This is a genomic window from Streptomyces sp. 15-116A (genome assembly GCF_025290915.1).
Classification (GTDB): domain Bacteria; phylum Actinomycetota; class Actinomycetes; order Streptomycetales; family Streptomycetaceae; genus Streptomyces.
This window is the reverse complement of record NZ_JAOCQE010000021.1, coordinates 20,483-45,873: the sequence shown is the minus strand read 5'-3', so window position 1 is coordinate 45,873 and position 25,391 is coordinate 20,483. Positions and strand designations below refer to the sequence as shown.

Genomic DNA, 25,391 nt, shown 5'->3' with positions numbered 1-25,391 from the left:
GACCGCGCGCCCACGGCCACCGCGTACGCCCGCTGCCCGCACGGCGCGGGCGGCAGCAGCGACAGCCGGGTGCCGTCCTCGGGGCACTCGACGGCGCCGAGCGGCAGCTCCCCGGTGCCCGGGCCGGTCGGATACAGCAGGGAGAAGGCGTGCCGTCCGTCCACCAGCCGGTGCACCAGGACCCGGCCGTCGCCCATCGGCTGCACCTCGGTGCCGGGCTCCTCGGGCTGGTTGCCGGGCAGCGGCACCGCGTACGGCTCCGGACCGTCCAGGGTCCAGCGCTCGGGGTAGAGGGAGTCACCGGCGAGGGCGAGGCGTGCCGCGTAGGCGCCGTCCGCGGTGATGGCGCAGCCGGGTGGGGCCGCCCCGTCCTCGTGTCCCGTCGAAGGCTCGATCGCACAGGCCGTCATCGTTCGGTCACCTCCGGCGACGACCGTAGTTTTCGCACGCACAGACGGGGGATTCGCCGACCCCCGCTTCACACATAAGGGTGTTCCAGGAACGATTCGCCTGAGGAAAGGGAGGTGGATGTGCTGGCCGCGGACGGGTGCCGTGCGATGGGCCCGCGCCGGTACTCCGGCGGCAAACAGGCAGGTAGCCTTGCTCCCGTGCCCCGTCTGTCAGAAGTCATCGCCGCGCTGGAGAACCTGTGGCCCGCCGAGCGGGCCGAGTCCTGGGACGCGGTCGGCACCGTCGTGGGCGACCCCGACCAGGAGGTCACCCGGGTCCTGTTCGCCGTCGACCCGGTCCAGGAGATCGTCGACGAGGCGGTCAAGCTGGACGCGGACCTGCTGGTGACCCACCACCCGCTCTATCTGCGCGGCACGACCACCGTCGCGGCGTCCCACTTCAAGGGCCGCGTGGTGCACACGCTGATCAAGAACGACATCGCGCTGCACGTCGCCCACACCAACGCCGACACCGCCGACCCCGGCGTCAGCGACGCGCTGGCCGGCGCGCTCGACCTGCGCGTCATGCGCCCCCTGGTGCCCGACCCGAGCGACCCCGACGGCCGCCGGGGCCTGGGCAGGATCTGTGAACTGGACCACCCCCTCACCGTCCGCGAACTCGCCGCCCGCGCCGCCGAGCGACTGCCCGCCACCGCGCAGGGCATCCGCGTCGCCGGTGACCCGGAGGCGGTCGTCCGGACGGTCGCGGTGAGCGGCGGCTCCGGCGACAGCCTCTTCGACGCCGTACGCGCCGCCGGTGTGGACGCCTTCCTCACCGCGGATCTGCGCCACCACCCGGCCTCCGAGGCCGTGGCCCACAGTCCCCTCGCGCTGCTCGACGCGGCGCACTGGGCCACCGAGTGGCCCTGGTGCGAGCTGGCCGCAGCCCAGCTCGACGAGATCTCCGACCGCCGGGGGTGGGACCTGAGGGTCCACGTATCCCGCACGGTCACCGACCCCTGGACCGCCCACGCGGCGTCCGCCACCACCACTGACACATCTGGAGCCCCCAACTGAACGCCGCGCCCGCCGACCAGATCCGACTTCTCGACGTCCAGGACCTCGACGTCCGCCTCCAGCAGCTCGCCCACAAGCGCAGGTCGCTGCCCGAGCACGCCGAGATCGAGTCGCTGAACCGGGACCTCACCCAGCTGCGCGACCTGCTCGTCGCCGCGCAGACCGAGGAGAGCGACTGCGCCCGCGAGCAGACCAAGGCCGAACAGGACGTGGACCAGGTGCGCCAGCGCGCCGCCCGCGACCAGAAGCGCCTCGACTCCGGTGCCGTCTCCTCGCCCAAGGACCTGGAGAACCTCCAGCACGAGATCGCCTCCCTCGCCAAGCGGCAGGGCGACCTGGAGGACATCGTCCTGGAGGTGATGGAGCGCCGCGAGTCCGCGCAGGAGCGGGTCGCGGAACTGACCGAGCGGGTCGCCTCCGTCCAGTCGAAGATCGACGACGCGACCGCACGCCGGGACGCGGCGCTGGAGGAGATCGACGGCGAGGCCGCCTCGGTCGGCAAGGAGCGCGAGGTCGTCGCCGGCTCCGTCCCCGCGGACCTGCTCAAGCTGTACGAGAAGCTGCGCGAGCAGCAGGGCGGCGTCGGTGCCGCCAAGCTGTACGCCCGTACCTGCCAGGGCTGCCGCCAGGAGCTCGCCATCACCGAGCTGAACGAGATCCGCCAGGCGGCGCCGGACACGGTGGTGCGCTGCGAGAACTGCCGCCGCATCCTGGTGCGTACGGCCGAGTCGGGGCTGTAGTCGGCCTGTAGGAGCGTTCACCGGTGCGGGAGTTCATCGTCGAGGCGGACGGCGGGTCGCGGGGCAACCCCGGGCCCGCGGGCTACGGGGCGGTCGTCGTCGACGCGGCGACGGGGGAGACGCTCGTGGAGACCGCCGAGTACCTCGGCGTCGCCACGAACAACGTCGCCGAGTACCGGGGCCTGCTGGCCGGTCTGCGCGCCGCGCGGGCGCTGGACCCCGAGGCGGTCGTCCATGTCCGTATGGACTCCAAGCTGGTCATCGAGCAGATGTCGGGCCGCTGGAAGATCAAGCACCCCGACATGAAGCCGCTGGCGGCTGAGGCGAGGGGTGTCTTCCCGCCGGACCGGGTGAGCTGGGAGTGGATCCCGCGCGAGCAGAACAAGCGGGCGGACCGCTTGGCCAACGAGGCGATGGACGGGGCGGAACTGGGGACGGTGATCCACCGGGAGGTTGGTCCGTCTGCAGGGCCTGCTGCCGCTCCCTCTTCCTCCGCCGAGCCTCTTGCCGCTCGCTTTTCTCCCGCCGAGCGTCCTGCCGCCTCCTCTTCTTCCGCCGAGCCTTCTGCCGCCTCCTCTTCTTCTTCCGCCGAGCCTTCTGCCGCCCCTTCGTCCTCCGCTTCCTCTTCCTCCGGCTCTTCTTCAGTCCGCCGCGGAGCGGCGGAGGGCCTGGGCGGCGGAGCCGGTAAAGCCGACGCCGACGTCCGTGCCGCGCAGGCCGTCGCCTCGCCGACGGTCGGGTGGGGGCCCGCCGACATGGGGCCGCCGGCCACCTTCGTCCTGCTGCGGCACGGGGAGACGCCGCTCACCCCGCAGAAGCGGTTCTCGGGCAGCGGCGGCAGTGATCCCTCCCTCTCCGACATCGGCCGGGAGCAGGCCGAGAAGGTCGCCGCCGCACTCGCCCGCCGCGGCACCGTCCAGGCGATCGTCGCCTCACCCCTCGCCCGTACCCGCGAGACCGCCGCCATCGTCGCCGCCCGCCTCGGCCTGGACGTCACCGTCGACGAGGGCCTGCGCGAGACCGACTTCGGCGCCTGGGAGGGCCTCACCTTCGCCGAGGTCCGCGAGCGCTACCCCGACGACCTGAACGCCTGGCTGTCCTCCCCGGACGCCGAACCCACCGGCGGCGGCGAGAGCTTCGCGGCCACCGCCACCCGGATCGCCGCCACCCGGGACAAGCTGGTCGCGGCGTACGCGGGCCGTACCGTCCTGCTCGTCAGCCACGTCACGCCGATCAAGACCTTCGTCCGCCTCGCCCTGGGCGCCCCGCCCGAGGCCCTGTTCCGGATGGAACTCTCGGCGGCGTCCCTCTCGGCGGTCGCGTACTACGCCGACGGCAACGCCAGCGTGCGGCTGTTCAACGACACCTCGCACCTGCGCTGAGCCCCGCCGCCTCGCGCGCCAGCCGCTCGATCCGCGCCCAGTCCCGGCCGGCCACGGCATCCGCGGGCAGCATCCAACTCCCGCCGACACAACCGACGTTGGGCAGCGCCAGATACTCCGGCGCGGAGTCCGGCCCGATCCCGCCGGTCGGGCAGAAGCGCGCCTGCGGCAGCGGCCCGGCCAGCGACTTCAGATACGCCGTGCCGCCCGCCGCCTGCGCCGGGAAGAACTTCATCTCCCGCACCCCGCGCTCGAGCAGCGCCACGACTTCGGAGGTGGTGGACACCCCGGGCAGGAAGGGAACCCCCGAAGCCCGCATCGCCTCCAGCAGCAACTCCGTCCAGCCCGGGCTCACCAGGAACCGCGCCCCGGCGTCCACCGCCTCGGTCACCTGCCCCGGCGTGATCACCGTCCCTGCCCCGACCACCGCGTCCGGCACCTCACCGGCGATCGCCCCCACCGCGTCGAGCGCGGCCGGCGTCCGCAGCGTCACCTCGATCGCGGGCAGCCCACCGGCCACCAGCGCCCGCGCCAGCGGCACGGCATCGGCGGCGTCCTCGATCACGACGACGGGCACGACGGGGGCGAGATCCAGCACGGAGGCAGGCAGGGGCGTCGAGGTCATGGCGTCATCCTGCCCCCGCCGACGCATTCTGCGCAAAGAGCGTTGCGCTGCATGCAACGCTCGGGCTCAGTGAACCTCGTCCACCAGCACATCCAGCGTCCAGGCCGCCCCGGCCCGCCCCGGAGCCTCCGCCTCCACCACGTACCCGAGGTCCCGCAGCGCCGTCACCAGCTCCGCCGGCCCCTTCGGCGCGGCCCCGGCCGTGAGCAGGCTCCGTACGATCCGCCCCTTGGTCGCCTTGTTGAAATGGCTGACCACCTTCCGGGTCGGCGCGTGCAGCACCCGTACGGTCGCCGTCCTGGCCGCCACCTCGCCCTTCGGCTTCCACGCCGCCGCGTACGCGGACGACCGCAGATCCAGCACCAGACCGTTCCCGGCCGCCTCGGGCAGCACGGAGGCCATCGGCGTACGCCAGTGCGCGCCCAGCGCCCCGAGCCCCGGCAGCTTGACGCCCATCGAGCAGCGGTAGGAGGGAATCCGGTCGGTGACCCGGACGGCACCCCACAACCCGGAGAACACCAGCAGTTGCCGGCCCGCCCGCCGCTTCGCGGCCGCGTCGAGCGTGGCCAGGTCGAGGGCGTCGTACAGCACCCCGGTGTAGATCTCCCCGGCGGGCCGGGCGCCGGCGGTACGCAGCCCGGCGTTCTTCGCGACCTCGGCCCGCAGCCCCTCACTCAGTCCCAGCACGTCCCGCGCCTTGTCCTCGTCACCGGCGCACAGGTCCACCAGCTCGGTGAGGACGGCCTCCCGGGCGTCGTTCAGCCCCGGCAGCGACAGCGACTCGAGCTTCAGCGGGGCACCGCGGCCGGAAGCGGCCTTGCCTTCGGACGGCGGCAGCAGGACAAGCACACGTACTCCTTCGGATAGAGCTCCGGGACAGGGTACGGCGCCGGTACGGGCCCCGGCTCAGGCGGCGGCGCCGCGCTCCTGCTCCCGCGCGAGGGCGCGTACGAGGCCGGTGGCGTCGTCGGCGTGGAAGCGCAGGACGCGCACGGGCTGGCGACGGCCGAGGAAGGTGACGTGGGTGACGGGCTCGGTGAGCTCGACCGTGACGGAGGTCTGGGCGCCGATCGGCAGGTTCAGCTCGCCGTCGGCCTTCTCGTGCGTGGTCCGCAGCTCTCGGCGCACCGACGCGACGAGCTCCAGCGGCACCCGCACATCCACATGACCGGCGTTACGGATCCGCAGCGAGCCGTCGTCGTACAGCACATGCGGCCGGACCACGGACGCGGCATGCATCCCGACGACGATGACGACGCCGTACACATCCAGCACGAGCACCGCCCGCTCCACGACCGGCCAGTCCCGCAGCAGGACGGACATCGCGACCGTCTCGATCACGCACACGAACGCGAAGCCGAACATCATCGGGCCCTGCCCGCGCGCGTACCCGAAGGCCGTCCCGCCCGCGGTGCCGTGGGTCCGCCGCGCGGCCCAGAGCACGAGGCTGTGCAGCAACCGCACCTCGTGCCGCACGAGCAGCCACCCCACCCGCAGGGCCCTCATCCCCGCCCCTCCCGTTCCTGAACGATCCGCATGGTCCGCCGGATCGCCTCCGCCTGGGCGGGCGCGAAGTCGGCGTAGAAGGCCCGCAGAAAACCGCCGTGGTCGCCCTCGTGGACGTCCGTGTCCTCCGGCACCATGTCCGCGGGCACGCACGCGGCCAGCGCCCGCGCCGCCTCCTCGACCCGCGGGTCGTCCGGGTCGGCGTCGGCGAGATCGTCGAGCAGCGCGTACGCGGACGCCGCCCGCTCCAGGGCCCCCGGCGCACCCAGGGCATCGGTCAGCATCCCCAGCAGCCGCTCCCGCTCCTCCTCGGGCGCCGTGGCCTCGATGAACGCGAGCATCTCCCGGTCCTTGACGGCCATGGGCGAGTCGGCGAGGTCACCCATGCGGTCACCCATGCCCCGGAACAGCGCGGCGAGCTCGGCCGAGACGGGCCCCTCCGCACTCACCCCGCCCTCCGACTCCAGCAGCGCCCGCAGCCGCGCCCGCCGCTCCCGGATCGCCGCCTCCTGCCGGGCCAGATCCTCGTCCAGCTCCGTCAGCACCTCGACGAGATCCTTCCCGGCGTCGTCCGCGAGCACGTCCCGCACCTCGGCGAGCCCCAGCCCCAACTCGGTCAGCCGCCGAATCCGCGCGAGCACGACGGCATGCCGCAGGGAGTAATCCCGATACCCGTTCCCCTGCCGCTCCGGCTCGGGCAACAGCCCCAGATGGTGGTAATGCCGCACAGCCCGCGTGGTCACGCCCACAACGGAGGCGATCTCTCCGATCCGCATGCCCCCAGTAGAAACGTTGCCGCTGCGGCAGGGTCAAGCGCACTCGATCGAGCGAACGGCACCTGCACGTCACGGCAAGCAGGACATTGGTGCTCCAGCCTGACGAGCGACGACGAGCGACAGCGAGCGACTGCGAGAAGGACGACTACCGCCAGCTCTGCACGCGTCCGCTCGGCAAGCCGCTCGCGCTCCCGGAGCCGTTCGGGTTCGAGCTGGACACCGCCGGCTTCCTCTGAGCGCGGGAGCCCAGCCGGGCCAGCAGAAAGCCCAGGGGGACGGTGATCAGGGCGGGGGAGTTCATCGGGAACCAGTGGAAGTCCACGTCGGGGAAGAGGGCGATGGGGCTGCCGGAGGTGGCGGGGGAGTACGCGAGGAGCAGGGTGACGACCGGCAGGGTGCCGTACACCGCCCACCGCACCCCGTTCGCGGTGATGCCGCGGCCGTACACGGCGCCCAGCAGGACCGGCGGCAGCACGGACGCCGCCGCCGTGAACGAGAAGATCATCAGGGCCTGCGGATTGCGCCCGTACGCCTGCGTGGCCACGATCACCGCGAGGACCCCGACCGCACCCACCGCCCACCGGGCGAACCGCACCTCCCGCTTGGCGGACCGGCGGCTGCCGTCGCGCCGCCGCTCGGTGAAGTCACGCGCCAGCGACGACGCGGCGGCCAGGGTGATGCCGGCGACCGTCGACAGCGTCGTCACGAACACCGCGATCGCCACCATCGCGAAGAGCATGCTGTGCCGGGGCCCGCCCGGCTGCGGATCCAGCGCCGAGGTGATCACCAGCAGCGACGAGTTCCCCAGCGGATCTGAGGCGCGCAGCGCCGCGCCGCCCACCAGCGCCGCCGCGCCGAGCCCGATCACGACCACACAGCCGCAGACGATCGCCACCGGGCTCACGGCCCACGCCGTGGCCCGCCGCGCGGAGTCAGGACCCATGGGATGCAGCCGCATGGTGATGTGGGGCATGAACGCGGGCCCCAGCACGAGCGTGATCAGAAAGCCCACCAGACTCAGCCGCCCGGCGAGATCGTCGCCGAACTGCAGTCCCGGCACGGCGTACGCACCACCCTGCCCGCTGCCGTCGCGCGCCGCGGAGAACAACGACAAGGGCGAGAAGCCGAACCGGCTGAGCACCACGCCGGCGACCACCACGACCACACCCACCAGGATGACCGTCTTCAGGATCTGGATGTACCCGGTGCCTCGCATCCCGCCCAGCGCCGAGTAGCAGATCATCATGGCCCCGCACCCGATCGTGCAGGCGCTCAGCAGCTCCTCGGGCAGCCCGAACATCGAGACCATGATCTGCCCGGCGGCGGTCAGCTGGACGACGAGGAGCGGAACGAGAACCACCAGCGTGGCGACACCGAGGGCCCGCCGGACGGAGGGATCGGCCAGGCGTACGGTGAGAAAGTCGCCCAGTGTGTACACCCCCTTGTGCCGCAGCGGCCGGGCCAGCACCACCATCACCAGGGCCAGCGAGGCGACACTGGCGCAGGCGAACAGAATGCCGTCGGCACCGTTGAGCGCGACCGCGCCGGTGGTACTGATCAGGGTCGCCGCCGACACGTAGTCCCCGGCGATGGCGAGCCCGCCGCCGACCGGCCCGAGCGCCGCGCCGCCCGCGTAGAAGTGCTCGGGGTCGTCCTCGTCGGCCGCGGCGAGCCCGCACAGCAGCAACGAGACGGCCACGAACGCGAGAAAGACGACGGCGGCCAGCGCCTCCCCGTCGAAGAAGTCGCTCATCGTGCCCCCTTGGCGGGGCGGTCCGGTCCAGGCATAGCCCGTACGCCATCACCCGCCGCCCCCGCCGTACAGCCGCGGACCGCTCTCGTATGCGCACGCACAGTCGCGCACGCCGCGGATTGTGCAGCGGGCACACCGGTCTCACGTACCATGGTCGGCACGGCAGACGAGCCGGGCGGACGGCCGCGTGGAGGTTCTTGTGGATCTCCCCGAGGAACGTCCGGGCTCCACAGGGCAGGGTGGTGGCTAACGGCCACCCGGGGTGACCCGCGGGACAGTGCCACAGAAAACAGACCGCCGGGGACCTCGGTCCTCGGTAAGGGTGAAACGGTGGTGTAAGAGACCACCAGTGCCCAGGGTGACCTGGGCAGCTAGGTAAACCCCACCCGGAGCAAGGTCAAAAGGAAACACCCCGGTGTTTCTGCGCGGACGCTCGAGGGCTGCCCGCCCGAGTCCGCGGGTAGACCGCACGAGACCGACGGCAACGTCGGTCCTAGATGGATGGCCGTCGCCGGCGGGCCCGCGAGGACCCACCGGAACAGAACCCGGCGTACAGCCCGACTCGTCTGCCCTTCGCTTTGAGCGGCGGGGGACCGAGATGGACGTCCTGGGAATCGATGCCTGGAAGCTGGGATGGGCAGGCATCAGACTCGCCGACGGTGAGTACGCGGGCAGCATCGTCGATGCCCGGCTCGACACGTTGATCGAGCGCGCCCCAAGCGTGCAGGCGATCGCGGTGGACATGCCGCTGGGCCTCGTCGAGAAGGGCTGGCGGGCCGCGGATCTCGAAGCGAAGCTGCTTCTGCGGGCGAGGCGCAGCAGTGTCTTCCTCGTGGCACCCCGGCCTGCATGGCTGGAGACGGACTATGTGGCGGCCGGTGACCGTTGCCAGGAGCTCACCGGTCAGCGTCTGAGCTGGCAGGCGTGGGCACTGGCACCGAAGCTCATCGAGGCCCGGGCGTGCTGGCTCGCCGACGAACGGATCCACGAGGTGCACCCGGAAGTGTCGTTCTGGGCACTCGCCGGTGGGGTGCCGCTGGACCACGCCAAGAAGACCTGGCGGGGTCAGCACACCCGCCGTTCCCTGCTCGCCGCGGCCGGGATCGTGCTTCCGGACGAACTCGGCGAGGCGGACCGCGTGCCTGTGGACGACGTTCTCGACGCGTGCGCCGCCGCGTGGTCGGCACACCGGATCGCGCTGGGCGTCGCGGACCGGATTCCCGAGGCTCCCGAGGTGGACGCGGAGGGGCGCGTCATCGAGATCCGGTACTGACGGCTCGGCGCAAGGCGTCCCCGCAGGAGTGTCAGTGACGGTCCGCACGCTCGGCGGTTTGGAGGGGGACGAACTGTAACCACCGCTGAGCGACGGGAACTTGAGCCAGTTGGGCCGTAGAGCTCCAACTTTCCGCCATTATCGGGGACATGCAAAAGCTCGAGGCGCATGAGATGCCCCTGCACAAGGTGTTCAGCAGCGACTACGACTTCCAGATCCCCGACTACCAGCGCCCCTACGCCTGGCAGGAGGAGCAGGCATCCCAGCTGCTGATGGACCTTCAGGAGGCCCTGGATCGCGGAACGGACGAACCGTACTTCCTTGGTTCCATCGTGCTCGTCAAGGACAGCGCAGCCCCGAAGGCGGAGGTCATCGACGGCCAGCAGCGCCTCACCACCCTGACCATCCTCCTCTCGGTCCTGCGCGACCTCACCGAGGACGCGGACCTGCGCGGCGACCTCGACCGGCTGGTGATGGAGCCGGGTGCCAAGATCCGTGGGCTCGCCCCGAGGCCGCGGCTCACCCTGCGGAGCCGCGACGCGGACTTCTTCGAGAAGTACGTGCAGACGAAGGGCGCGGTGGACACCCTGCTCGCGCTCAAGGAGGACACCCTGCGGACGGACGCGCAGAAGGCCGTTCTCCGCAACGCGACAGCGCTGCACGGCAGCCTCACTGCGCTGCCCGAGGAGCGCCGGCTGGAGCTGGCCCAGATGCTCGCCGAGCGGACGTTCTTGGTCGTCGTCAGCACTCCCGACCTCGACAGTGCCCACCGGATCTTCAGCGTCATGAACTCCCGGGGCCTCGACCTGTCGCCCACCGACATCTTCAAGTCCCGGATCATCGGTGATCTCGGCCCAGAGGCCTCCGAGGCGTGCGCCATCACATGGGAGGATGCCGAGGAGATGCTGGGGCGTGACGACTTCGCGGAACTCTTTCTCCACCTGCGGATGATCTTCGCCAAGAAGCGGGCGGAACAGGAACTGCTCAAGGAGTTCCCGGAGCAGGTGCTCAGCCACTACGTCCCCGGCAGGGCCGAGGCCTTCGTCCACGACGTGGTGCGGCCGTATGCCGAGGCCTACGCCCAGATCCGCGAGGCGCGCTACGAATCCGCTTCGGGAGCGGAAGCGGTCAACTCCTGGTTCAGGCGACTCCAGCAGATCGACAACTACGACTGGCGGCCCGCCGCCCTCTGGGCGCTGCGCCACCACGAAAACGATCCGGCGTGGCTCGACTCGTTCATGCGGGCCTTGGAGCGGTTGTCGGCCAGCATGTTCATCCGCCGCGTCTACACGACTCCTCGCGTCACCCGCTATGCCGAGCTGCTGCGGCAACTCGACGAAGGGCAGGGCCTCGACTCCCCGGCTCTCGAGCTGAAGGACGACGAGAAGGCGGAGACCCGGGCCAGGCTCGACGGTGACCTCTACCTCGTCGGCAGGATCCGCAAGTACGTACTTCTCCGGCTCGACGAGCTGCTGGCCCGCGGGCAGGGGGTGACGTACGACCACCCGCTCATCACCGTCGAACACGTCCTGCCGCAGAACCCGAAGGCCGGCTCGCGGTGGGTGGAGCTCTTCGACGAGGACCAGCGTGCCCAGTGGACGCACCGCCTGGGAAACCTGGTGCTGCTGAACCGCGCCAAGAACTCGGCGGCCCAGAACTACGACTTCGCCGCCAAGAAGGCCAAGTACTTCACCGGCCGTGGGGGAGTGGTTCCCTTCGCGCTGACCAGCCAGGTGCTCCAGCACACGGAGTGGACTCCCGAGGTGCTGAAGGCCAGGCAGGAGGAGCTGCTGGGCGTGCTCTTCGAGGAGTGGCGTCTGTGAGGGTCGGGGCCGGGGGCACGCCCCGACCTTGAGCCCAAGGACCTCCATGAAGTTCCAAGAAGTTCCATTATTGGGTCTGTGTGGGCTATGGTCGTCCACAACTTACGGCTCACGGCCCGCGTTACCACGCTTGCTCCCGTGTGCCCCTTGTCGTTCAGTCGCCACCGGCCTGTCCGACCCCTCGCTCGCCTCGCAGTTGTCGCCTCCACGGGAGTCCCGTCATGCCCGTATCCGCCGATCCCGCCCCGGACCCGTCTCTCGCAGGGCCGCCCGCCCAGGAGCCGACCGCCGGCACCCTCGCCCATCTCATCGCCGAGCGACTCGCCGGCTCGGACCTCGACGAGGACACCCGAGCCCTCCTGCTCACCGCACTCCAGGACGACGGCGGCGCGCGCGGCCGGATGCCGGGCGCCTACCTGCAGTCAGTCACGGTCAGCGGCTTCCGCGGCATCGGCCGCACCGCACGCCTCCCCCTCACCCCCGGTCCGGGACTCACTCTGGTCACCGGCCGCAACGGCTCCGGCAAGTCGAGCTTCGCGGAAGCCGTCGAGATCGCGCTGACCGGCGACAACGCCCGGTGGCGCGGCCGCAGCGACATCTGGCGCAAGAGCTGGCGCAACCTCCACCACGGCCAGGAACCGCAGGTCGCCGTGGAGTTGCGCATCGACGGAGATCCAGAGCCCGCCACCGTGCTGCGGACCTGGCACGGGGACGACGTCGCCGACTCCACCGCCGAACTCGACCGGCCCGGCCACGCCCCCGTTCCCCTCCCGGACCTCGGCTGGCAGGAGGACCTGGCGACGTATCGCCCCTTCCTGTCCTACTCCGAACTCGGCCAGGTCATCGGCGGCAAGCCCAGCGAGATGTACGACGCCGTAGCCTCCATCCTCGGCCTGGAGCAACTCGCCGCCGCCGACAAGCGGTTGCGTGAGCTGGCTCGCGAGTACGAGGCACCCGCCAAGGCGGCCAAGGCCGAACTCCCCGCCCTGTTCGCTCTGCTGGACACCACCGACGACCCCCGCGCCCGGGCCGCTCACACCGCACTCAGCGGGCGGCGCCCGGACCTCGCGCGGGCTGCTGAACTGGCCGTCGGCACTGGCACGGCGGACGAGTCACTCCTGTTCGACCTGCGTCGCCGCTCCACCCTGACCGGCCCCGACACCGAGGCGGTGGCCGCGGCCGTGCTCCGGCTGCGCGAAGCCATCGCCTCCGCCGAGGACCTGCGGGGCACGTCCGCCGAGGACGCGCTGAGCCGCGCCGAACTCCTCGCCCGCGCGCTTCGCCACCACCGGGCCCACCCCGCCCTCGACACCTGCCCGGTGTGCGGCGGCACGGCCCGCCTCGACGAGGAGTGGGCACGGGACGCCGCCGAGCAGGAACGCCGACTGCGCGCCGAGGCCGAACAGGCCCTCACCGTCCGCAGGGAACTCGACGCGGCCGCGCAGGCCGTCCGCGACCTGGCCGCCCCGCCCCCCGACTGGCTGCCGCCGACGATCGCCGCCGCATGGGACGACTGGTTGCGGTGCCGCACCTTCTCCGATCCGGCCGTGCTGGCATCCAATGCCGAGAACGCCGCACGCACCGCGGCCGACGCCGCACGTGTCACCCGCCAGGAGGCCGCCAAACGCCTCGCCGACCAGGACGACACCTGGCGCGAGGCCGCGCGGGCGCTCGCCGCCTGGCTCGACAAGGCCCACGCCGCCGAGCGGGCGGCCCCGCGCCTGGCCCGCGTCAAGGCAGCACAGAAGTGGCTCAAGGCCACCCACGACGAAATCCGCGCCGAGCGGATGCGGCCCATCGCCGAGGACGCCCAGCGCATCTGGTCCCACCTGCGCCAGCAGAGCAACGTCGCCCTCGGTCCGGTCCGCCTGAGCGGCTCCGCAACCCAGCGCAAGGTCGCCCTCGACGTGACCGTCGACGACATCGACGCCCCCGCGCTCGGCGTGATGAGCCAGGGAGAACTGCACTCCCTCGCCCTGTCCCTCTTCCTCCCGCGCACCTTCCTGCCGGAGAACCCCTTCCGGTTCCTCGTCATCGACGACCCGGTGCAGTCCATGGACCCCGCCAAGGTGGACGGCCTCGCCCGCGTCCTCGCCCTCCTCGCCGAACACCGCCAGGTCGTCGTCTTCACGCACGACACCCGACTGCCGCAGGCCCTGAAGTACCTGCGGTTGCCCGCGACCGTCCTCACCGTCGACCGCCGTGAGCGCTCCGCCGTACGCGTCCGCTCCGGCGACGACCCCGTCAAGCAGGCCCTGCACGACGCGAAGGCGCTCGCGAAGACCCGCGACCTGCCCGGAGATGTCGTCGCGCGCGTCCTGCCCGGCCTCTGCCGCACGGCACTGGAGGCCGCCCTCCTCGAACCGGCACGACGCAGACTCCTCGGCGCGGGTCTGCCACACGCCGAGATCGAGCAGCGCGTGGCCAAGGCCCACAAGCTCACCGAACTGGCTTCCCTCGCCCTCTACGGCGAAGCGGACCGAGTGGGCGAGGCCATGACCGCCCTCTCTCGGGCCTACGGTTCCCAGGCCACCGACCACATCCGGTGGTGCAACAAGGGCGCCCATGAACCCGTGCCCGTCGACGACGTGGAGGAGATCATCCGCCGTACAGCGGATCTGGCGAAGGCGGTGCGGGCCCTGTGACCACGATCCGTCCGGCGGCACCCGTTCCGTCCCCGCGCCCGCACCGAAACGCCACGGCTCTTCAACCGCCCACCTCGACCCCGGAGGAACTGCTCGTGGGCGCGGACCGGTTGCTCGGCACGGCCACCGCCTCCACCACCGGCGTCTGGCCGCGCGCGGTGGCACTCCTGCTGCCCCACGCCCTCGAAGAGGCCCTGCGCCGCTACTGGCAGGCCCGCAAGCCGCAGCTGGCGCACTGCGCGCCGCACGCCCAGGCCCTGTGCCTGGAGTACTACGCCGACCCCGACACGGCCCGCCGCTGGTCGGTGACTTGGGCCGGTCTCAGCCGGGCCTGCCACTATCACGGATACGAACTGGCCCCGACGCAGGTGGAGTTGCGCGCGTGGCGGGACGACGTGGAGCGGGTGATCGGAGCATTGGTGGTGGCCCGGACGCAGTGACGGATCGCCGTCACACCTCAGGACTGCTGTGCGGGGCGGACGGCCGGCACTGATGGACGGGGGCGGAACGCCCTGCACTCGCTCTGCCGTCATACGCGTATTACGATGCCCTTGTGGCAAAGGCACGCATCACCATCAGCTTGGAGCAGGACCAGGCCGAACGCATCAGGCAGCATGCGGAACGGGCGGGCATGGACGTCTCGGCGTACCTGGTGCACGCCGCCACGCGCCAGATGGCCGAGAGCGATGCCATAGAGGACCAGTTCGCCGAGGTGGACGCGCTCATCGCCCGGGCGGAGCAGGCGGCGGACGCGCTGCCCGCCGAACCCGCCCCGGAACCTGCCGAGGCACTGACGGAGCAGGAACGCCGCGAGGTCGAGGAGGCTCTGGGTCTCGTCCACGGCCGGGACCGGCAAGGCCGACGTCCGGGACACGCCGCGTGAGCGCACGGGTGCCGGTCTACGACACGGGCATGCTCATCGCACTCGCCGACCGCAAGGCGAAGGCGGTGGCTCTCCACGAGGGACTGCGCACGGTCCCCCATCGCGCACTGGTCCTCGGCCCGGTTCTCGCCCAGGTGTGGCGCCCTCAACCGTCACTGGTGCATGCCCTGTCCGGTGTGCTGAGGGACTGCACGGTCCCACAGGCCCGTACGTCCGAGCCGCCCATGCGGGAGACGAGGGCGGGCCGTCCAGAGTGCCTGGCCTGCACGACGGGCCCGGACCTCGCCGACTGGCGGCGCATCGGCACCGCTCTGGGCCGGGCGGCCCTGCCGGCGAAGAAGAGGCCGGACGCGGTGGACGCCTGGGTGGCCCTGGCAGCGGCCCGGCACGGCAGCGCGGTGATCTTCACCTCCGACCCTGGGGACATCCATGCCTACCTGGCGGTCCTCGCGCCGACGGACGTGCACGTGGTCGCTGTCTGACGACCTGGAGTCACGTTCCGCCGCGTCCAGATGGCCGCGCAGGCGGTGACGAGCTGTCGGCAGGAGCGGGGCGCGGGCTCGGCCCTTCGCAGGCTTTTCCGCGAGAGAGCGCCGGGGCGATCAGCCGGCGACGGTCACGGCCATCCAGTGCCACGGCCTCCCTGCGCGTCGACCGCTGAACTGGCCGAGAGTCCTCCACCCGCTTCGCCATTTGCCACGGCCGTGGTTCTTGGCACGGCACGAGCAGGTGCACAGAAAGCCCTGCGCGTTCTGGCAGGACGAGTTGCACCTTTCGTGCGGATTGTACTCACGGCCGATGAGGACACTCGGGTGCCTGCGGAGCAGTTCCCGGCTTACGCGGGGAAAGTGGGCGCTGGCGATCGTCCAGCACTGCTCGCGGCCGTCCCATCGGAACGATCGATCGCTTCCGACCCAGCCGGAGAGCTTCCGCTCGTGCTCCCACATCGTGTGAGCCGGGAGCCACACACTGAACCACCCATGGGCGGGCAAGCCGATCGTCGGCAGGTGCTCACCCCGATAACTCGGTATCCACTGAGGCGGCTTGAGGTATTCGGCCTCCCTCCGCCGCTTACGCCTGTGTCCTTTGCCGCCCCCCGAAATCCGCCCGCTGTGTTGAGGTCCGGGCCCCCACTCGACCGACACGAGTGTGGCCAGCTGACCGGAGGCATGGCAGGGTAAACGACTCAGCGGCCTGTCATGGGCGACCACGCGGCCGTCCTGGTCGACCGTGATGAAGCGGCGGCACCTCAAGCACGTGCGGCTGAATCTTCCGTCGCCCACATACGCCCCCTTGGTTGTGCAGATGTCTCCCGTATCCCCTGCTGTGTCCTGCCGGTCTCGACCAGCAGCTCGTCGGCTACTCGAACGGGACGTTCTGTGGTGACTCGTCGTAGCTGCCGTAGCCGACTTCGGTGGCTGCGACGAGTTCCTCGACGCTCTTCAGTGCGCCCAAGGACAGCCACGCGAGGTCCCAGACGTCGGCAGCGTGCTGCGCGTCAGCCATGCCACGACGCCGGGGGTGGGCCAAACGCACGACGACCGGCCCTCACAGCCAGAGTGGCCATGGCAGCGTTGGCGCCACCACCGATCACAGCGCCGATACCGAACGGTGCCACTCGCCCGAAGACGATGATCCCCTGCTTGGTCCCGTACTTCGTGACGAAGTTCTTCCCCAAGATCTTGTTGATCTGACGCAACGTCTCGACCGGTACCTTGGCGACAACCTGACGTCCCCAGTGCTGCCCCGTCCGCTCGGCGACCTTGGTGATGGTGGTGGAGCCGGTCCCGCCGAGCATGATTCCCATCACGATCGTTCGGCGGCGCTCGATCTCGTCGATGGGGACACCGTGGACTTCGGCGAGCGAAAGCGCGAAGAGGGCACTCAGCTCAAGAGACGACAGAGCCTCGCCTGCCGACAGCGCCAGTGCGACTCCCGTACCGACGCCGGGCGCCGCTGCAGCTCCTCCCACCGCAGCACCCGTCCCGGTCAAGGCGCTGACGTACATCCGCTCCAGATTGCGGATCACCTCTGCGGGTGTCGCCTCCGGGTTCCGCTGGCGGGCCCGGGCGATGTTCTTGCGCACCAGCAGGCTCTGGCTGTCGATTGCCTTGTCCAGGAGGTCGAGGACTCGCTGCCCACGTACCTCTGCTTCCGGAACCGGTCCGTCATGGGCACCTATTGCCATGCCTTGAGCTCCTTAGGCCGTTAGGCCCCAAGTCTCCCACTCAGGCTGCCGGTTCTGGGATGTTTTCCCGGCAGTTCCTACCTGTCCAGGCTGGGAGCCGTTGCCACGACGTCGGCGGCTCACCCGGGCAGGGGCCTGAACACATCGGCGTTGGGGGAGGGTGGTGCTCAGCTGCCTGCCGCGCACCGGGTGAAGCGCGCGCCAGCCGTCGAGGTCAGATCCGCTCGCTGCACGTGTTCGGGTCGGGGGTCTCACAGGGCGCACTCGGCCCAGACCGTCTTGCCGCCGGGTGAATACGGCTCGACGCCCCAGCGGTCGGCCAGGGCGGCCACCAGGAGGAGGCCGCGGCCGGACTCGGCGTCCAGAGACGTTCCGCATTCCGCGGGCGGCGACGGGATGCGCTCGCCCCGGGCGTCGGTGACGGCGATACGGAGCAGGCCGGCCGTGGAGTCGAGGGTGAGGGTGAGCCGGAAGTCGCGGCTGTTGACGCGGCCGTGCAGGGCGGAGTTGGCGGCGAGTTCGGCCACGATCTGCTCGGCGTGCTCGGTGACGCCGCGTGACACCTGCCACGCGCGGAGCTGCTCGGCGGCGAGGAGGCGGCCGAGCCGAGCTCCGCGGCGGGTAGACGACAGGAGCTGGGTGAACGTATGTACGGCGGCGGGGAGTTGGGGTGCGGTTGCGCTCATGGGTCCACGGTGACGGGTCCGCGTGGGCGCGTTCCAGGGGCGCAGTCCGTACGCTGAGTCAGCGTACGAGCACATTCCGTGGACGGTACGACGGTTCATGCGTCACGCTGGGTGTCGTCGGATGCGGTACGGCGAACAGCGCGGGTAGGAACCGGAGGTGGCTGCGGATGACCGACGGCGTCGTGGTGGACGACGAGGATGTGCCGGGAGGCGAGGCGGACCGGGAGCCCGATCCCTCGGACAGTCTGCGGACCTTCGGGGCGGTCCTGCAGGCGCTGCGCGAGCACGCGGGGTACAGCAGAACCGAGTTCGCAGACCTGGTGCGCTTCTCCAAGCACACGGTGGAGTCCGTGGAGTTGGGGCGTCGTATGCCCGACCTGGCGCTGGTGGAGCGCTCCGAAGAGGCACTGGGCAACACGGGCGCACTGCGGAAGTCGTCCAAGTACGTGACACGGGGACGTGGGGATGTCGGACTCGCGGCGTGGTTCCGGCAGTGGGCTCGGCTGGAGCGGGTGGCGGTGAGCCTGTGCACGTACGAGTGCCGGCTGGTGCCGGGGTTGTTGCAGTCGGAGGGGTATGCGCGGGCGGTGTTCGAGGGAACCGTTCCAGTGGCGCCGGACAGCCTGCTGGAGGACTTCATGGCCCGGCGGATGGAGCGGCAGCGGATGCTGTTCGAGCGCCCGACGACGCCGTTCAGTTTCATCGTCGAAGAGCACGTCTTCCGACGCCGGTTCGGGGAGCCGGACCAGATGCGCGAGATGCTCGACCGTGTGCTGGAGCTGAGTGCACCGCGGAACGTGACGCTGCAAGTCGTGCCGTTGGAAGCCGGATTGCACGCCTGCCTGGATGGTCCCGTGCGGCTTCTGGAAACTCCCAGGGGACAGCGATACGCGTACTCCGAGGGACAGCAGAACGGTCGTCTGATCTCCGACGTGAAAGAGGTAAGCCTCCTCTGCCAGCGCTATGACACACTGCGCTCGCAGGCCCTGAACGCCAAGGACTCGCGGGGCCTGCTGAAGCGACTCCGAGGAGAGCTATGAGCACGAGGCCGGAACTGGCGTGGTTCAAGTCCAGCTACAGCGGCAGTCAGGGTGACGACTGCATTGAGGTCGCCGTGACCGAACAGGCCGTGTGCGTACGGGACTCCAAGGATGTGATGCGCCCCCACTTGGCCGTCGGGCGTGGGGAGTGGTCGCGATTCGTGGAGTTCGCGACCGAAGCGTGAGAGGTACGCGGTGATGACGTCGCCCCCGCACTTCACTCATTGAGGGGAAGCCCTGAGCCTCCCCTCAATGATGCATACGCCGATCGTCGGACTGACTCAGCTCTCTTCGAAACCCGTGTCCTCGAACTTCAGCTGGGCGGCGTTCTCGCGGACGGTACGCACCTGCTGTTCGGTGAACCCGTCGGGAGTGCTTGCGGTGATCTCGATACGGACTTCGAGCGTGACGCCATCGGCGGCTTCGAGGTGCGCCAGGACCTCCTGCTGGATATTGGCGAAGTCGGCAGCGGGGCGGTTGGGATTGAGGGTCTTGACACCCCAGAACCTGCGCGTGACCTTCTTTGCGGGCGGAGGCGAAGGCTGAGAGCCGGCGCCCGGGGTAGGCGTGACAGCACCGGGAGTGGGCGTTGGGCTGCCGCCTTCATCGCTCTTGCTGCCGTCCTCAGGGCTGACCGGTTCGATCGGCGGGGTGGCCACAACCCGTGCGCGCTGGGCGACGGCTCGGGCTGGCTGGACGAGGAGCGTGTCGTCGGTGACGAAGCTGGGATCAGGCTTGTCGCCGTGGATCCAGAGGTTCTGGTACTCGTCGGTGGTCGCGTCGTAGCCGTCGGCGAGGGCGAAGGCGTCCTGCTGCCAGAGCAGGACGTCGGCAGCACCGAGTACTGCCTGCTCGAGCACATGCCGGTTGGGCAGGCGCTTGAGGTAGGGGTATTGCGTGTACCAGGACCACAGGTCGCCGAACCTCACATGCCCCTTGGCCCAGGCGTTTGCCAGCGGGCCTTCCAGAGCCATGCGCACGAGCGTGGCCCCGAGCACCGGGGTGATCCAGCCCTTGGCCTTGAGCGCCGCGGTGACACGATCGGCGAGGGAACCACCGTCCTTGGCGACACGAGTGAAGGAGATGGTCGGCTTGTGGCCGGGCAACTCGGTCGGGATCAGCGCTGCGGTGAAGGCCGCGCGGACACGGTCGTCGACGGCAGCGTCCAACTGGCGTGCGCGGGTGACGGACTGCTTGCGCTGCTGGGCGCTCAGTTCGAGCTCTTCGGCCTCGTCCGCGATGGACTTCCAGGCCCGGTACTCCCGCACCACTCCGTCGAGTTCTGGGTAGGTGTCGCGATCGGCGGCGACCATGACCAGCATGTTGCGGCGCTGCCGCTGCCCAGCGCCTGCCTCCCGCAGGAGACGCTCGGCGAAAACCGTGGCGGCGGAGGCGTCCTTGCCCCAGGTGAACTTCGGGTGCAGGACGACGAGCTTGAGCACCTCGGAATCGGGGATGTCCCCGGTGTCCAGAGGCGCGGCATACACGTCACCGAAGGAAGCCTTGGATGCCTTCGCCGTGGCCTTGAGGCGCTCGACGATCGTGGCGTGCACGTCGGCCTCGCTGTAGCCGGCCGCACGGTCGGCGGCCACACGGGACACCGAAGCAGCCAGGTCGTACCAGGAGCGGTCGCCGTCCTCGTAGAAGTACGTGGCACGCTGACCCAGCAGGGCACGCGCGTCACCGATGTGGTTGATGACGTCGCCGGGAACCGCGGTGCCCAGGCGGAGTTGCTGGATGTCCACGCCCTTGTGTGCCGAGCGCAGTGTCGGGACGGTCGCGATGAACACCGACCGGGCGACACGCCTGGTAAGGGCTCGCTGCCCGAACGACGGGCGCTCGCGGTCAATCTGAATGGGGGTGGATCCCTCACCGTCGACGTCCTTGTCCACCACCGGCTTCCAGTTGTCATCCAGATACTTGGTGATCTCGCTGAATACCTGAGTGTCGTGGACGGGCACAGCGCCAGGGGTAATGAGCGGTGCGGTGTCATTGGCGGCCCACAGTGAGTTGATGACCACGCTCATCAGACGCAGCACGCCGCGCGTGCGCTGGAACTTCGGCAGCGTCGACCAGTCCTCGTAGAGTCGGTCGAACAGCTCGGGGTGGATCGGGTAGGCCGCTCGGATGCGCTGCTCGTACGCGCCGGTGGTCGTCTCGCGAGGGAAGAACCCAGTGTTCTCCTGGTAGTACTTCACGTACTGCTTGGCCACCGCGGCGATGTCTGCCAGGGCCACGGCGTCGGGTTCTTCGAACAGGCGCCGCCGCACGATCTCGAAGGACTCGATGTTGTTGGCCGGCCGCCAGTCATCGGCGTTCCGGCCGATGGTGTGTTGGAGGGTCTCAAGAGCGACGTGCCCGTTGGGACCGCCCACCTCCAGCGCCGAGCCGCCGCCTCCGTTGTCCAGGGAGTCGGAGGCGGGAATGGAGACCACGAGCATGACGCCGGGGATGGACTTGGCCATCTCGGTCAGGTGCTGAGCGAAGGTGTGCTGCGTTGCGAACGTTCCGCCAGGCAGGTCGTCGCGGCCAACGAGCTGGCGGGCGTAGGCCACCCACTCGTCGATCAGGATCAGCACGCTCTTGCCCCCGGCGACGACGTCGCGTACGACAGCGTCCAGCGCATCGCCTGGATCGGTGCCGGTCGCATCAGCCATCGCGACGCGGTCGAACGCCTCGCGATCTCCGAGCTGCCAGGCCAGCTCCCCCCAGAGGGTGCGCACCTGCGTGCCGTCGTCCTTGACGATCGGCTGGCTCGGGGAGAGCTTCGTGCCCACCAAGGTGACCCGCTTCACGTCCAGAGACTTCAGCGGATCGCCTTCGGCCGTGGGCAGGGAGGCATGTACGACGTCCTGGACAGCCTGAGGCAGCGCGTTTGTGGTCAGGCCGTTGGAGAACAGGTGGTACAGCGCCAGCATCGAGTGCGTCTTGCCGCCACCGAACTGGGTCTGGAGGTTTATCACCGGGCTTGCACCGGCGTCGCCGGAGAGGCGCTTGAGCGCACGAGTCAGCAGATCGGACAGGCCGCTGGTGAGGTAGGTACGGGAGAAGAACTCAGCCGGGTTCAGGTACTCCGGCGCCGCAGTGTGGCCATGGGCCACCGCGTACAGGTCAGCGGCGAACTCTGCGGCGGAGAACTGCCCGCGGATCACGTCGGCGTGCGGCCGGATGACCTCACGCCACGGCTTGATCGCAGTACCAGCCTGCATACCGGCCACCTTGACCGCCTGCGCTTCACGTGTCAGCCGGTTGCGAGTCTGCTTCTCGAACACCTCCCGCTGGTGCTCCATGCGCATCTTCGCCACCGCATCGGCTTCGTCGGCGGCACCGATCACCGTCAGCAGACGCTCGATCGTGTCCAGCGCGCGGTAGGTGTCGTCCGAGGAGAACTTCTGTCCGTGGTGCGCTGCGTTCGCCGTCTCCCGCAGCTCGGAGGCCAACGCGGACTGCGGGCGCGAGAGGTCCTTCTCGAAGACCTTCCACCTCTCGGTGACCACGCGCAGGAGGAACCGCACGTCGTCCCGCGAGTAGGTCTTCGCTGTACCGAACTTCGCCTCATCCTCTGCGGCGATCAGCTCGACCCAGTCCTTGCCGGATGGCGCCTGCGCGGACATACGCATGTCGACCCAGGGACGCATCCCCTCGAGTAGCTGGTCGAGTCCGCGCAGTACCTTCTCGTTGTTTGTCAGCGCCATCAGATCTCCTCCCCGAAGAGCGTCTCGGCCACAGCGGCCGGGCGGATCGTGGTCGATGTAGCGGAAACATCGGCCCACGCCCCTCCGAGCCCATTGAACAGGCCTGCTGTGGAGGCGTCCTGAGACTCCATCAACTCATACAGGCGGGTGGCCAGGCGGTTGACCTCGTCCAGGTCCACCTTCCCCTTCACTCCGGCCATGAGCCTGGCGGCCTCCTCGCGTCCCTGGGTAGCGTACGCGCGCGCCAAATGGCAGGTGACCTCCCAGAGGGACAGCCGGTCAACGTGGGCCGGGTCCCACCGGGGGGCCAAATCCAGCGGCTTGATGAGGGCGACCTTCCCGCCGCCCGAGGTCAGGATTCCGCCGCGGGCGATGCCGTCCACAGAGAGGCCCAGAGGCACAGCCAGCGACTCGGCGTCACCGTAGGGGCGGGTGTCCCAGCCGTAGGAACGGAACCAGTCCAGGCAGAAACGGGTGTCGGCGTCCAGTTCGGCGTCGTGCTCGTTCTGCAACGCGTCGAACGTCTGGTTGATCAGCGCCAGCGCGGTCTTCACGGACATCGTGGAACCGTCGTCCTCCAGCACGCGCGAGAAGCGAGAGAACACTGCCATTCCCGGGCCCAGGATTGTCTGGCGCAGGTCCGCCGGGGCGATCGCGCCCTCACGGATACGCGGCAGAGCCTCCTCCAGCTCGGTATGCAGCGTAGCCAGGAACCCAGTGCGGTCTGTCGCAGGGGCGCTTGCCTCGCGGGGGCGGAGAGCCAACACGATGGAAGAGGCGAGAGCGTTTGTACCCACAGAGATCATTCGGCCGCCACGCTCCGAGCGAACGGGCCATGTCGCAGTAATGGTCCAGCCATTGCGGACCATTCCCTCCAGGAAGGTGGACCAGCCTGTAGAAGCGATTCCTTCCTTCTCTAGCTCGGCCTGCTTGAAGGCGTAGAATACCGTGATTGGGTAAATTGATGAAGCCGTCTTCCGTGCGCGCGCAAAGACGTTTTCGAATCCATCTTCGAAAAACTTCTCCGCCTTTGTCTTGCTGCCGTGTCGGTATGGGTTTGCGACGAGCTCCTCCGATTTAGGGACGAGCATCGTGCTGAAGATCTCCGGGTAGATATCGCGCAGGGAACGGCGCAGCCACACGTAGAAGTAGTCGGAGAGATCCGAGTATCCAATATTGTCGTAGTATGGCGGGTCTGTCGCAATTAGAAGATTCGAATAATCGCGACTGGCGGCGTCGGCTTGATTCACATACCCTGCGCCGCGTGCGGGGAGTTCGTCAAGCACGCGAGCAATGCCGCGGAGCATGAATCCAAGATTGCCTGAAGACTCGCTAAACGGGTTCACCTCGGCAAAGTCCCACGTCATTGGGATAGCTTGGCGGGCGAAAGTGTTTCGGATTCCTTCGTTCTTCGGATCAGGCATCCAGGTGGCGGTCGTTCCGCTGTAGTCCGACAAGCGGCTCGCAGCCATTCCGAGGTATGTCGCTACGGCGTCTGCGTATGCCTCGGCATCCTTTCCGTGAGTAGCCAAGGTATCACCGTGAGTGAGGTTGCCCCTCGCGATGGCGTCATGGAGTACCTTTTCGCGCGCTTCGGAGATTAGGTCGCTGAGCGTCGTGAGCGCGACTAGTTGACGGTCTGTGAAGTAGTCGGAGAAGGTGAAAAATCCCCACCGGCGGCCTTGGGCGTTACCGCCGAAGGTGCCTCGCGATTGCGCATTGAGTCCCGTATCACTCTGCCGGATAGCGGTGGCATTTGCTTGTGCTTCCCTTGTAGCGGCGGTGTGGATCTTCGATGGCGGCAGATAGATGCGTCGATTATTTGCCGCAGTAGCGACGGCGATGAGGACGGGTGCAGGCTTCTGAACATTTGGCACATCATGCTGGCGATGCGCCTCACCAGCGCTGATGTACGTCTGGCAGGCAATGCACGTTCCACCCTTTTGGCCGGACATCGTGCCATCGTTTGCCTTCGTCGGGGCCCGGTTCGGGTCATGACCGATCGAGAATTCGACGCGCCGACCACCGGCCGCTGCCGCATCGGCTACTACCGTTGGGACAACGTACGCTTCCTTGCCCTTCTTCTTACCCAGCCACCAAGAACGCACCAGGGGCATTTGGATACCGCACGCTGGGTTCGGGCAGATCACCGTTCGGGCCCAGATCCAAGCGATGACGGTGGCTTCAGTGGTCCGCCCCGTGGGCTCGCCATCAGGTCCCAGCACAGGCACCTGCGCCTTGGGATAAAGGTGCCCGATTCGCTCCTGCGCCCGTTCGCGCATCCACGCGCCGTAGCGGCGCACGTCCTCCGCCAGACCTGTGGCACGCGGCCAAGGCCCCAAACGACTCTCCGCAGCTCCCGGGAAGACGGGCGGCTGTCCCGCGAACTTCGGCGGGATCTCGATTAGGGCCTTGTTGATCAGCACGGGCACCGGGTTGAGGTCGCTGGCGTGGGCTTCCAGGCCCAGGCGCTGTGCTTCCAACGGGATCGTTCCTCCGCCAGCGAACGGGTCAAGGATTGCTGGCGGGTTCCCTTCTGTGCTTTTGAGGATCTCCTCGCGGGCTTCCCGGTACAGACCCTCGTCGTTGACGTTCTCCCAGACCACCAGCCGCCGGATGATCCCGTGCAGGCGTTCGCGCTCCGCCTTCTGTTCCTCCTCCGTGGGGAACAACTCGGGATGCGAAGAAGGGTCATCAACGAGCTGGGCGAACAGCACCGCCCGTGCCGCCGCCAGCGGCCGGCGAGCCCACCATAGGTGCAGCGTGGAGGGGTGCCCATAGCGGATCGACTTCTCGCGAGCGGACTCGGCGTTGATGTCCTCCAGCGGGAGGGAGACCTCGATGAGTTTGCGTCGGGGGACAGAGCCTGACGGTGTTCCGGGCTGCACTGCGATGTTCACCTGCTCAATC

At 69.4% G+C, this 25,391-nt stretch carries 21 protein-coding genes, 1 other RNA gene and 1 pseudogene; 12 read left to right on the top strand and 11 right to left on the bottom strand.

Annotated elements, in window-relative coordinates; all coding sequences use genetic code 11:
• Positions 1-410 (bottom strand): annotated as a pseudogene (locus N4P33_RS06750) (hypothetical protein); the annotation flags it as partial.
• 198 nt (positions 411-608) lie between these two features.
• On the opposite strand from N4P33_RS06750, the gene N4P33_RS06745 reads away from it, so the two are divergent.
• The 3 genes from N4P33_RS06745 to N4P33_RS06735 are packed head-to-tail and all read left to right on the top strand — an operon-like array spanning position 609 to position 3,588.
• The gene (locus N4P33_RS06745; RefSeq protein ID WP_260825355.1) at positions 609-1,466 is read left to right on the top strand and encodes a Nif3-like dinuclear metal center hexameric protein; all 858 of its coding nucleotides are present in this window, start codon (positions 609-611) and stop codon (positions 1,464-1,466) included.
• Positions 1,463-2,206, top strand: coding sequence for a C4-type zinc ribbon domain-containing protein (locus N4P33_RS06740; protein WP_313904463.1), 744 nt, complete (start codon positions 1,463-1,465; stop codon positions 2,204-2,206). The genes N4P33_RS06745 and N4P33_RS06740 overlap by 4 nt, the downstream gene beginning before the upstream one ends.
• Before the next feature lie 23 nt (positions 2,207-2,229).
• On the top strand, positions 2,230-3,588 hold the full coding sequence (locus N4P33_RS06735) for a bifunctional RNase H/acid phosphatase (RefSeq protein WP_260825353.1): 1,359 nt from the start codon (positions 2,230-2,232) through the stop codon (positions 3,586-3,588).
• Here the strand turns inward: N4P33_RS06735 and N4P33_RS06730 are convergent.
• From N4P33_RS06730 to N4P33_RS06710, 5 genes are all read right to left on the bottom strand, one after another.
• Entirely contained in the window at positions 3,563-4,213 is a 651-nt protein-coding gene (locus tag N4P33_RS06730) for a bifunctional 4-hydroxy-2-oxoglutarate aldolase/2-dehydro-3-deoxy-phosphogluconate aldolase (protein WP_260825352.1), read from the bottom strand. The genes N4P33_RS06735 and N4P33_RS06730 overlap by 26 nt on opposite strands.
• Before the next feature lie 66 nt (positions 4,214-4,279).
• Positions 4,280-5,062, bottom strand: coding sequence for a peroxide stress protein YaaA (yaaA, locus tag N4P33_RS06725; protein ID WP_260825351.1), 783 nt, complete (start codon positions 5,060-5,062; stop codon positions 4,280-4,282).
• 57 nt (positions 5,063-5,119) lie between these two features.
• Positions 5,120-5,719 (bottom strand): hypothetical protein, encoded by a 600-nt coding sequence (locus N4P33_RS06720; protein ID WP_260825350.1) that lies wholly within the window; start codon positions 5,717-5,719, stop codon positions 5,120-5,122.
• Positions 5,716-6,495, bottom strand: coding sequence for a MerR family transcriptional regulator (locus N4P33_RS06715; protein ID WP_260825349.1), 780 nt, complete (start codon positions 6,493-6,495; stop codon positions 5,716-5,718). The genes N4P33_RS06720 and N4P33_RS06715 overlap by 4 nt, the downstream gene beginning before the upstream one ends.
• 145 nt (positions 6,496-6,640) lie before the next feature.
• Positions 6,641-8,248 carry a cation acetate symporter gene (locus N4P33_RS06710; RefSeq protein ID WP_260825346.1) on the bottom strand — a complete coding sequence of 536 codons (1,608 nt, stop codon included), beginning with the start codon at positions 8,246-8,248 and terminating at the stop codon, positions 6,641-6,643.
• 167 nt (positions 8,249-8,415) lie between these two features.
• Between N4P33_RS06710 and rnpB the strand changes: the two genes are divergently transcribed.
• The 7 genes from rnpB (at position 8,416) to N4P33_RS06675 (ending at position 15,354) form a co-directional block, all read left to right on the top strand.
• Positions 8,416-8,817: RNase P RNA component class A (rnpB, locus tag N4P33_RS06705), an RNA gene on the top strand.
• Positions 8,818-8,846: 29 nt separating this feature from the next.
• Positions 8,847-9,521: a DUF429 domain-containing protein gene (locus N4P33_RS06700; RefSeq protein WP_260825344.1), complete on the top strand. Its 675-nt coding sequence runs from the start codon at positions 8,847-8,849 to the stop codon at positions 9,519-9,521.
• Positions 9,522-9,670: 149 nt separating this feature from the next.
• On the top strand, positions 9,671-11,344 hold the full coding sequence (locus tag N4P33_RS06695) for a DUF262 domain-containing protein (RefSeq protein ID WP_260825343.1): 1,674 nt from the start codon (positions 9,671-9,673) through the stop codon (positions 11,342-11,344).
• Positions 11,345-11,565: 221 nt separating this feature from the next.
• On the top strand, positions 11,566-13,989 hold the full coding sequence (locus N4P33_RS06690) for an AAA family ATPase (RefSeq protein ID WP_260825342.1): 2,424 nt from the start codon (positions 11,566-11,568) through the stop codon (positions 13,987-13,989).
• Positions 13,990-14,084: 95 nt separating this feature from the next.
• Positions 14,085-14,429 (top strand): hypothetical protein, encoded by a 345-nt coding sequence (locus N4P33_RS06685; protein WP_260825340.1) that lies wholly within the window; start codon positions 14,085-14,087, stop codon positions 14,427-14,429.
• A 113-nt stretch (positions 14,430-14,542) separates the two neighbouring features.
• Entirely contained in the window at positions 14,543-14,872 is a 330-nt protein-coding gene (locus N4P33_RS06680) for a plasmid mobilization protein (protein ID WP_260825339.1), read from the top strand.
• Entirely contained in the window at positions 14,869-15,354 is a 486-nt protein-coding gene (locus N4P33_RS06675; protein ID WP_260825338.1) for a hypothetical protein, read from the top strand. Before N4P33_RS06680 ends, N4P33_RS06675 begins: the two co-directional genes overlap by 4 nt.
• A gap of 877 nt (positions 15,355-16,231) precedes the next feature.
• Here N4P33_RS06675 and N4P33_RS06670 read toward each other — a convergent pair.
• From N4P33_RS06670 to N4P33_RS06660, 3 genes are all read right to left on the bottom strand, one after another.
• On the bottom strand, positions 16,232-16,378 hold the full coding sequence (locus tag N4P33_RS06670) for a hypothetical protein (RefSeq protein WP_260825336.1): 147 nt from the start codon (positions 16,376-16,378) through the stop codon (positions 16,232-16,234).
• Positions 16,371-17,060, bottom strand: a complete 690-nt coding sequence (locus N4P33_RS06665) for a hypothetical protein (RefSeq protein WP_260825334.1) — start codon at positions 17,058-17,060, stop codon at positions 16,371-16,373. Before N4P33_RS06665 ends, N4P33_RS06670 begins: the two co-directional genes overlap by 8 nt.
• A 251-nt stretch (positions 17,061-17,311) precedes the next feature.
• Complete coding sequence (locus tag N4P33_RS06660; RefSeq protein WP_260825333.1) at positions 17,312-17,746, bottom strand: ATP-binding protein; 435 nt, start codon at positions 17,744-17,746, stop codon at positions 17,312-17,314.
• A gap of 167 nt (positions 17,747-17,913) precedes the next feature.
• Here N4P33_RS06660 and N4P33_RS06655 point away from each other — a divergent pair, with 167 nt between their 5' ends.
• The gene (locus N4P33_RS06655; protein ID WP_260825331.1) at positions 17,914-18,786 is read left to right on the top strand and encodes a helix-turn-helix transcriptional regulator; all 873 of its coding nucleotides are present in this window, start codon (positions 17,914-17,916) and stop codon (positions 18,784-18,786) included.
• The gene (locus tag N4P33_RS06650; protein WP_260825329.1) at positions 18,783-18,971 is read left to right on the top strand and encodes a DUF397 domain-containing protein; all 189 of its coding nucleotides are present in this window, start codon (positions 18,783-18,785) and stop codon (positions 18,969-18,971) included. The genes N4P33_RS06655 and N4P33_RS06650 overlap by 4 nt, the downstream gene beginning before the upstream one ends.
• Positions 18,972-19,067: 96 nt before the next feature.
• On the opposite strand, the gene N4P33_RS06645 is transcribed toward N4P33_RS06650, so the two are convergent.
• Positions 19,068-22,481: a Swt1 family HEPN domain-containing protein gene (locus tag N4P33_RS06645; RefSeq protein WP_260825327.1), complete on the bottom strand. Its 3,414-nt coding sequence runs from the start codon at positions 22,479-22,481 to the stop codon at positions 19,068-19,070.
• Positions 22,481-25,381, bottom strand: coding sequence for a DUF1156 domain-containing protein (locus N4P33_RS06640; protein WP_260825326.1), 2,901 nt, complete (start codon positions 25,379-25,381; stop codon positions 22,481-22,483). The genes N4P33_RS06645 and N4P33_RS06640 overlap by 1 nt, the downstream gene beginning before the upstream one ends.
• Between the last annotated feature and the right edge of the window lie 10 nt (positions 25,382-25,391).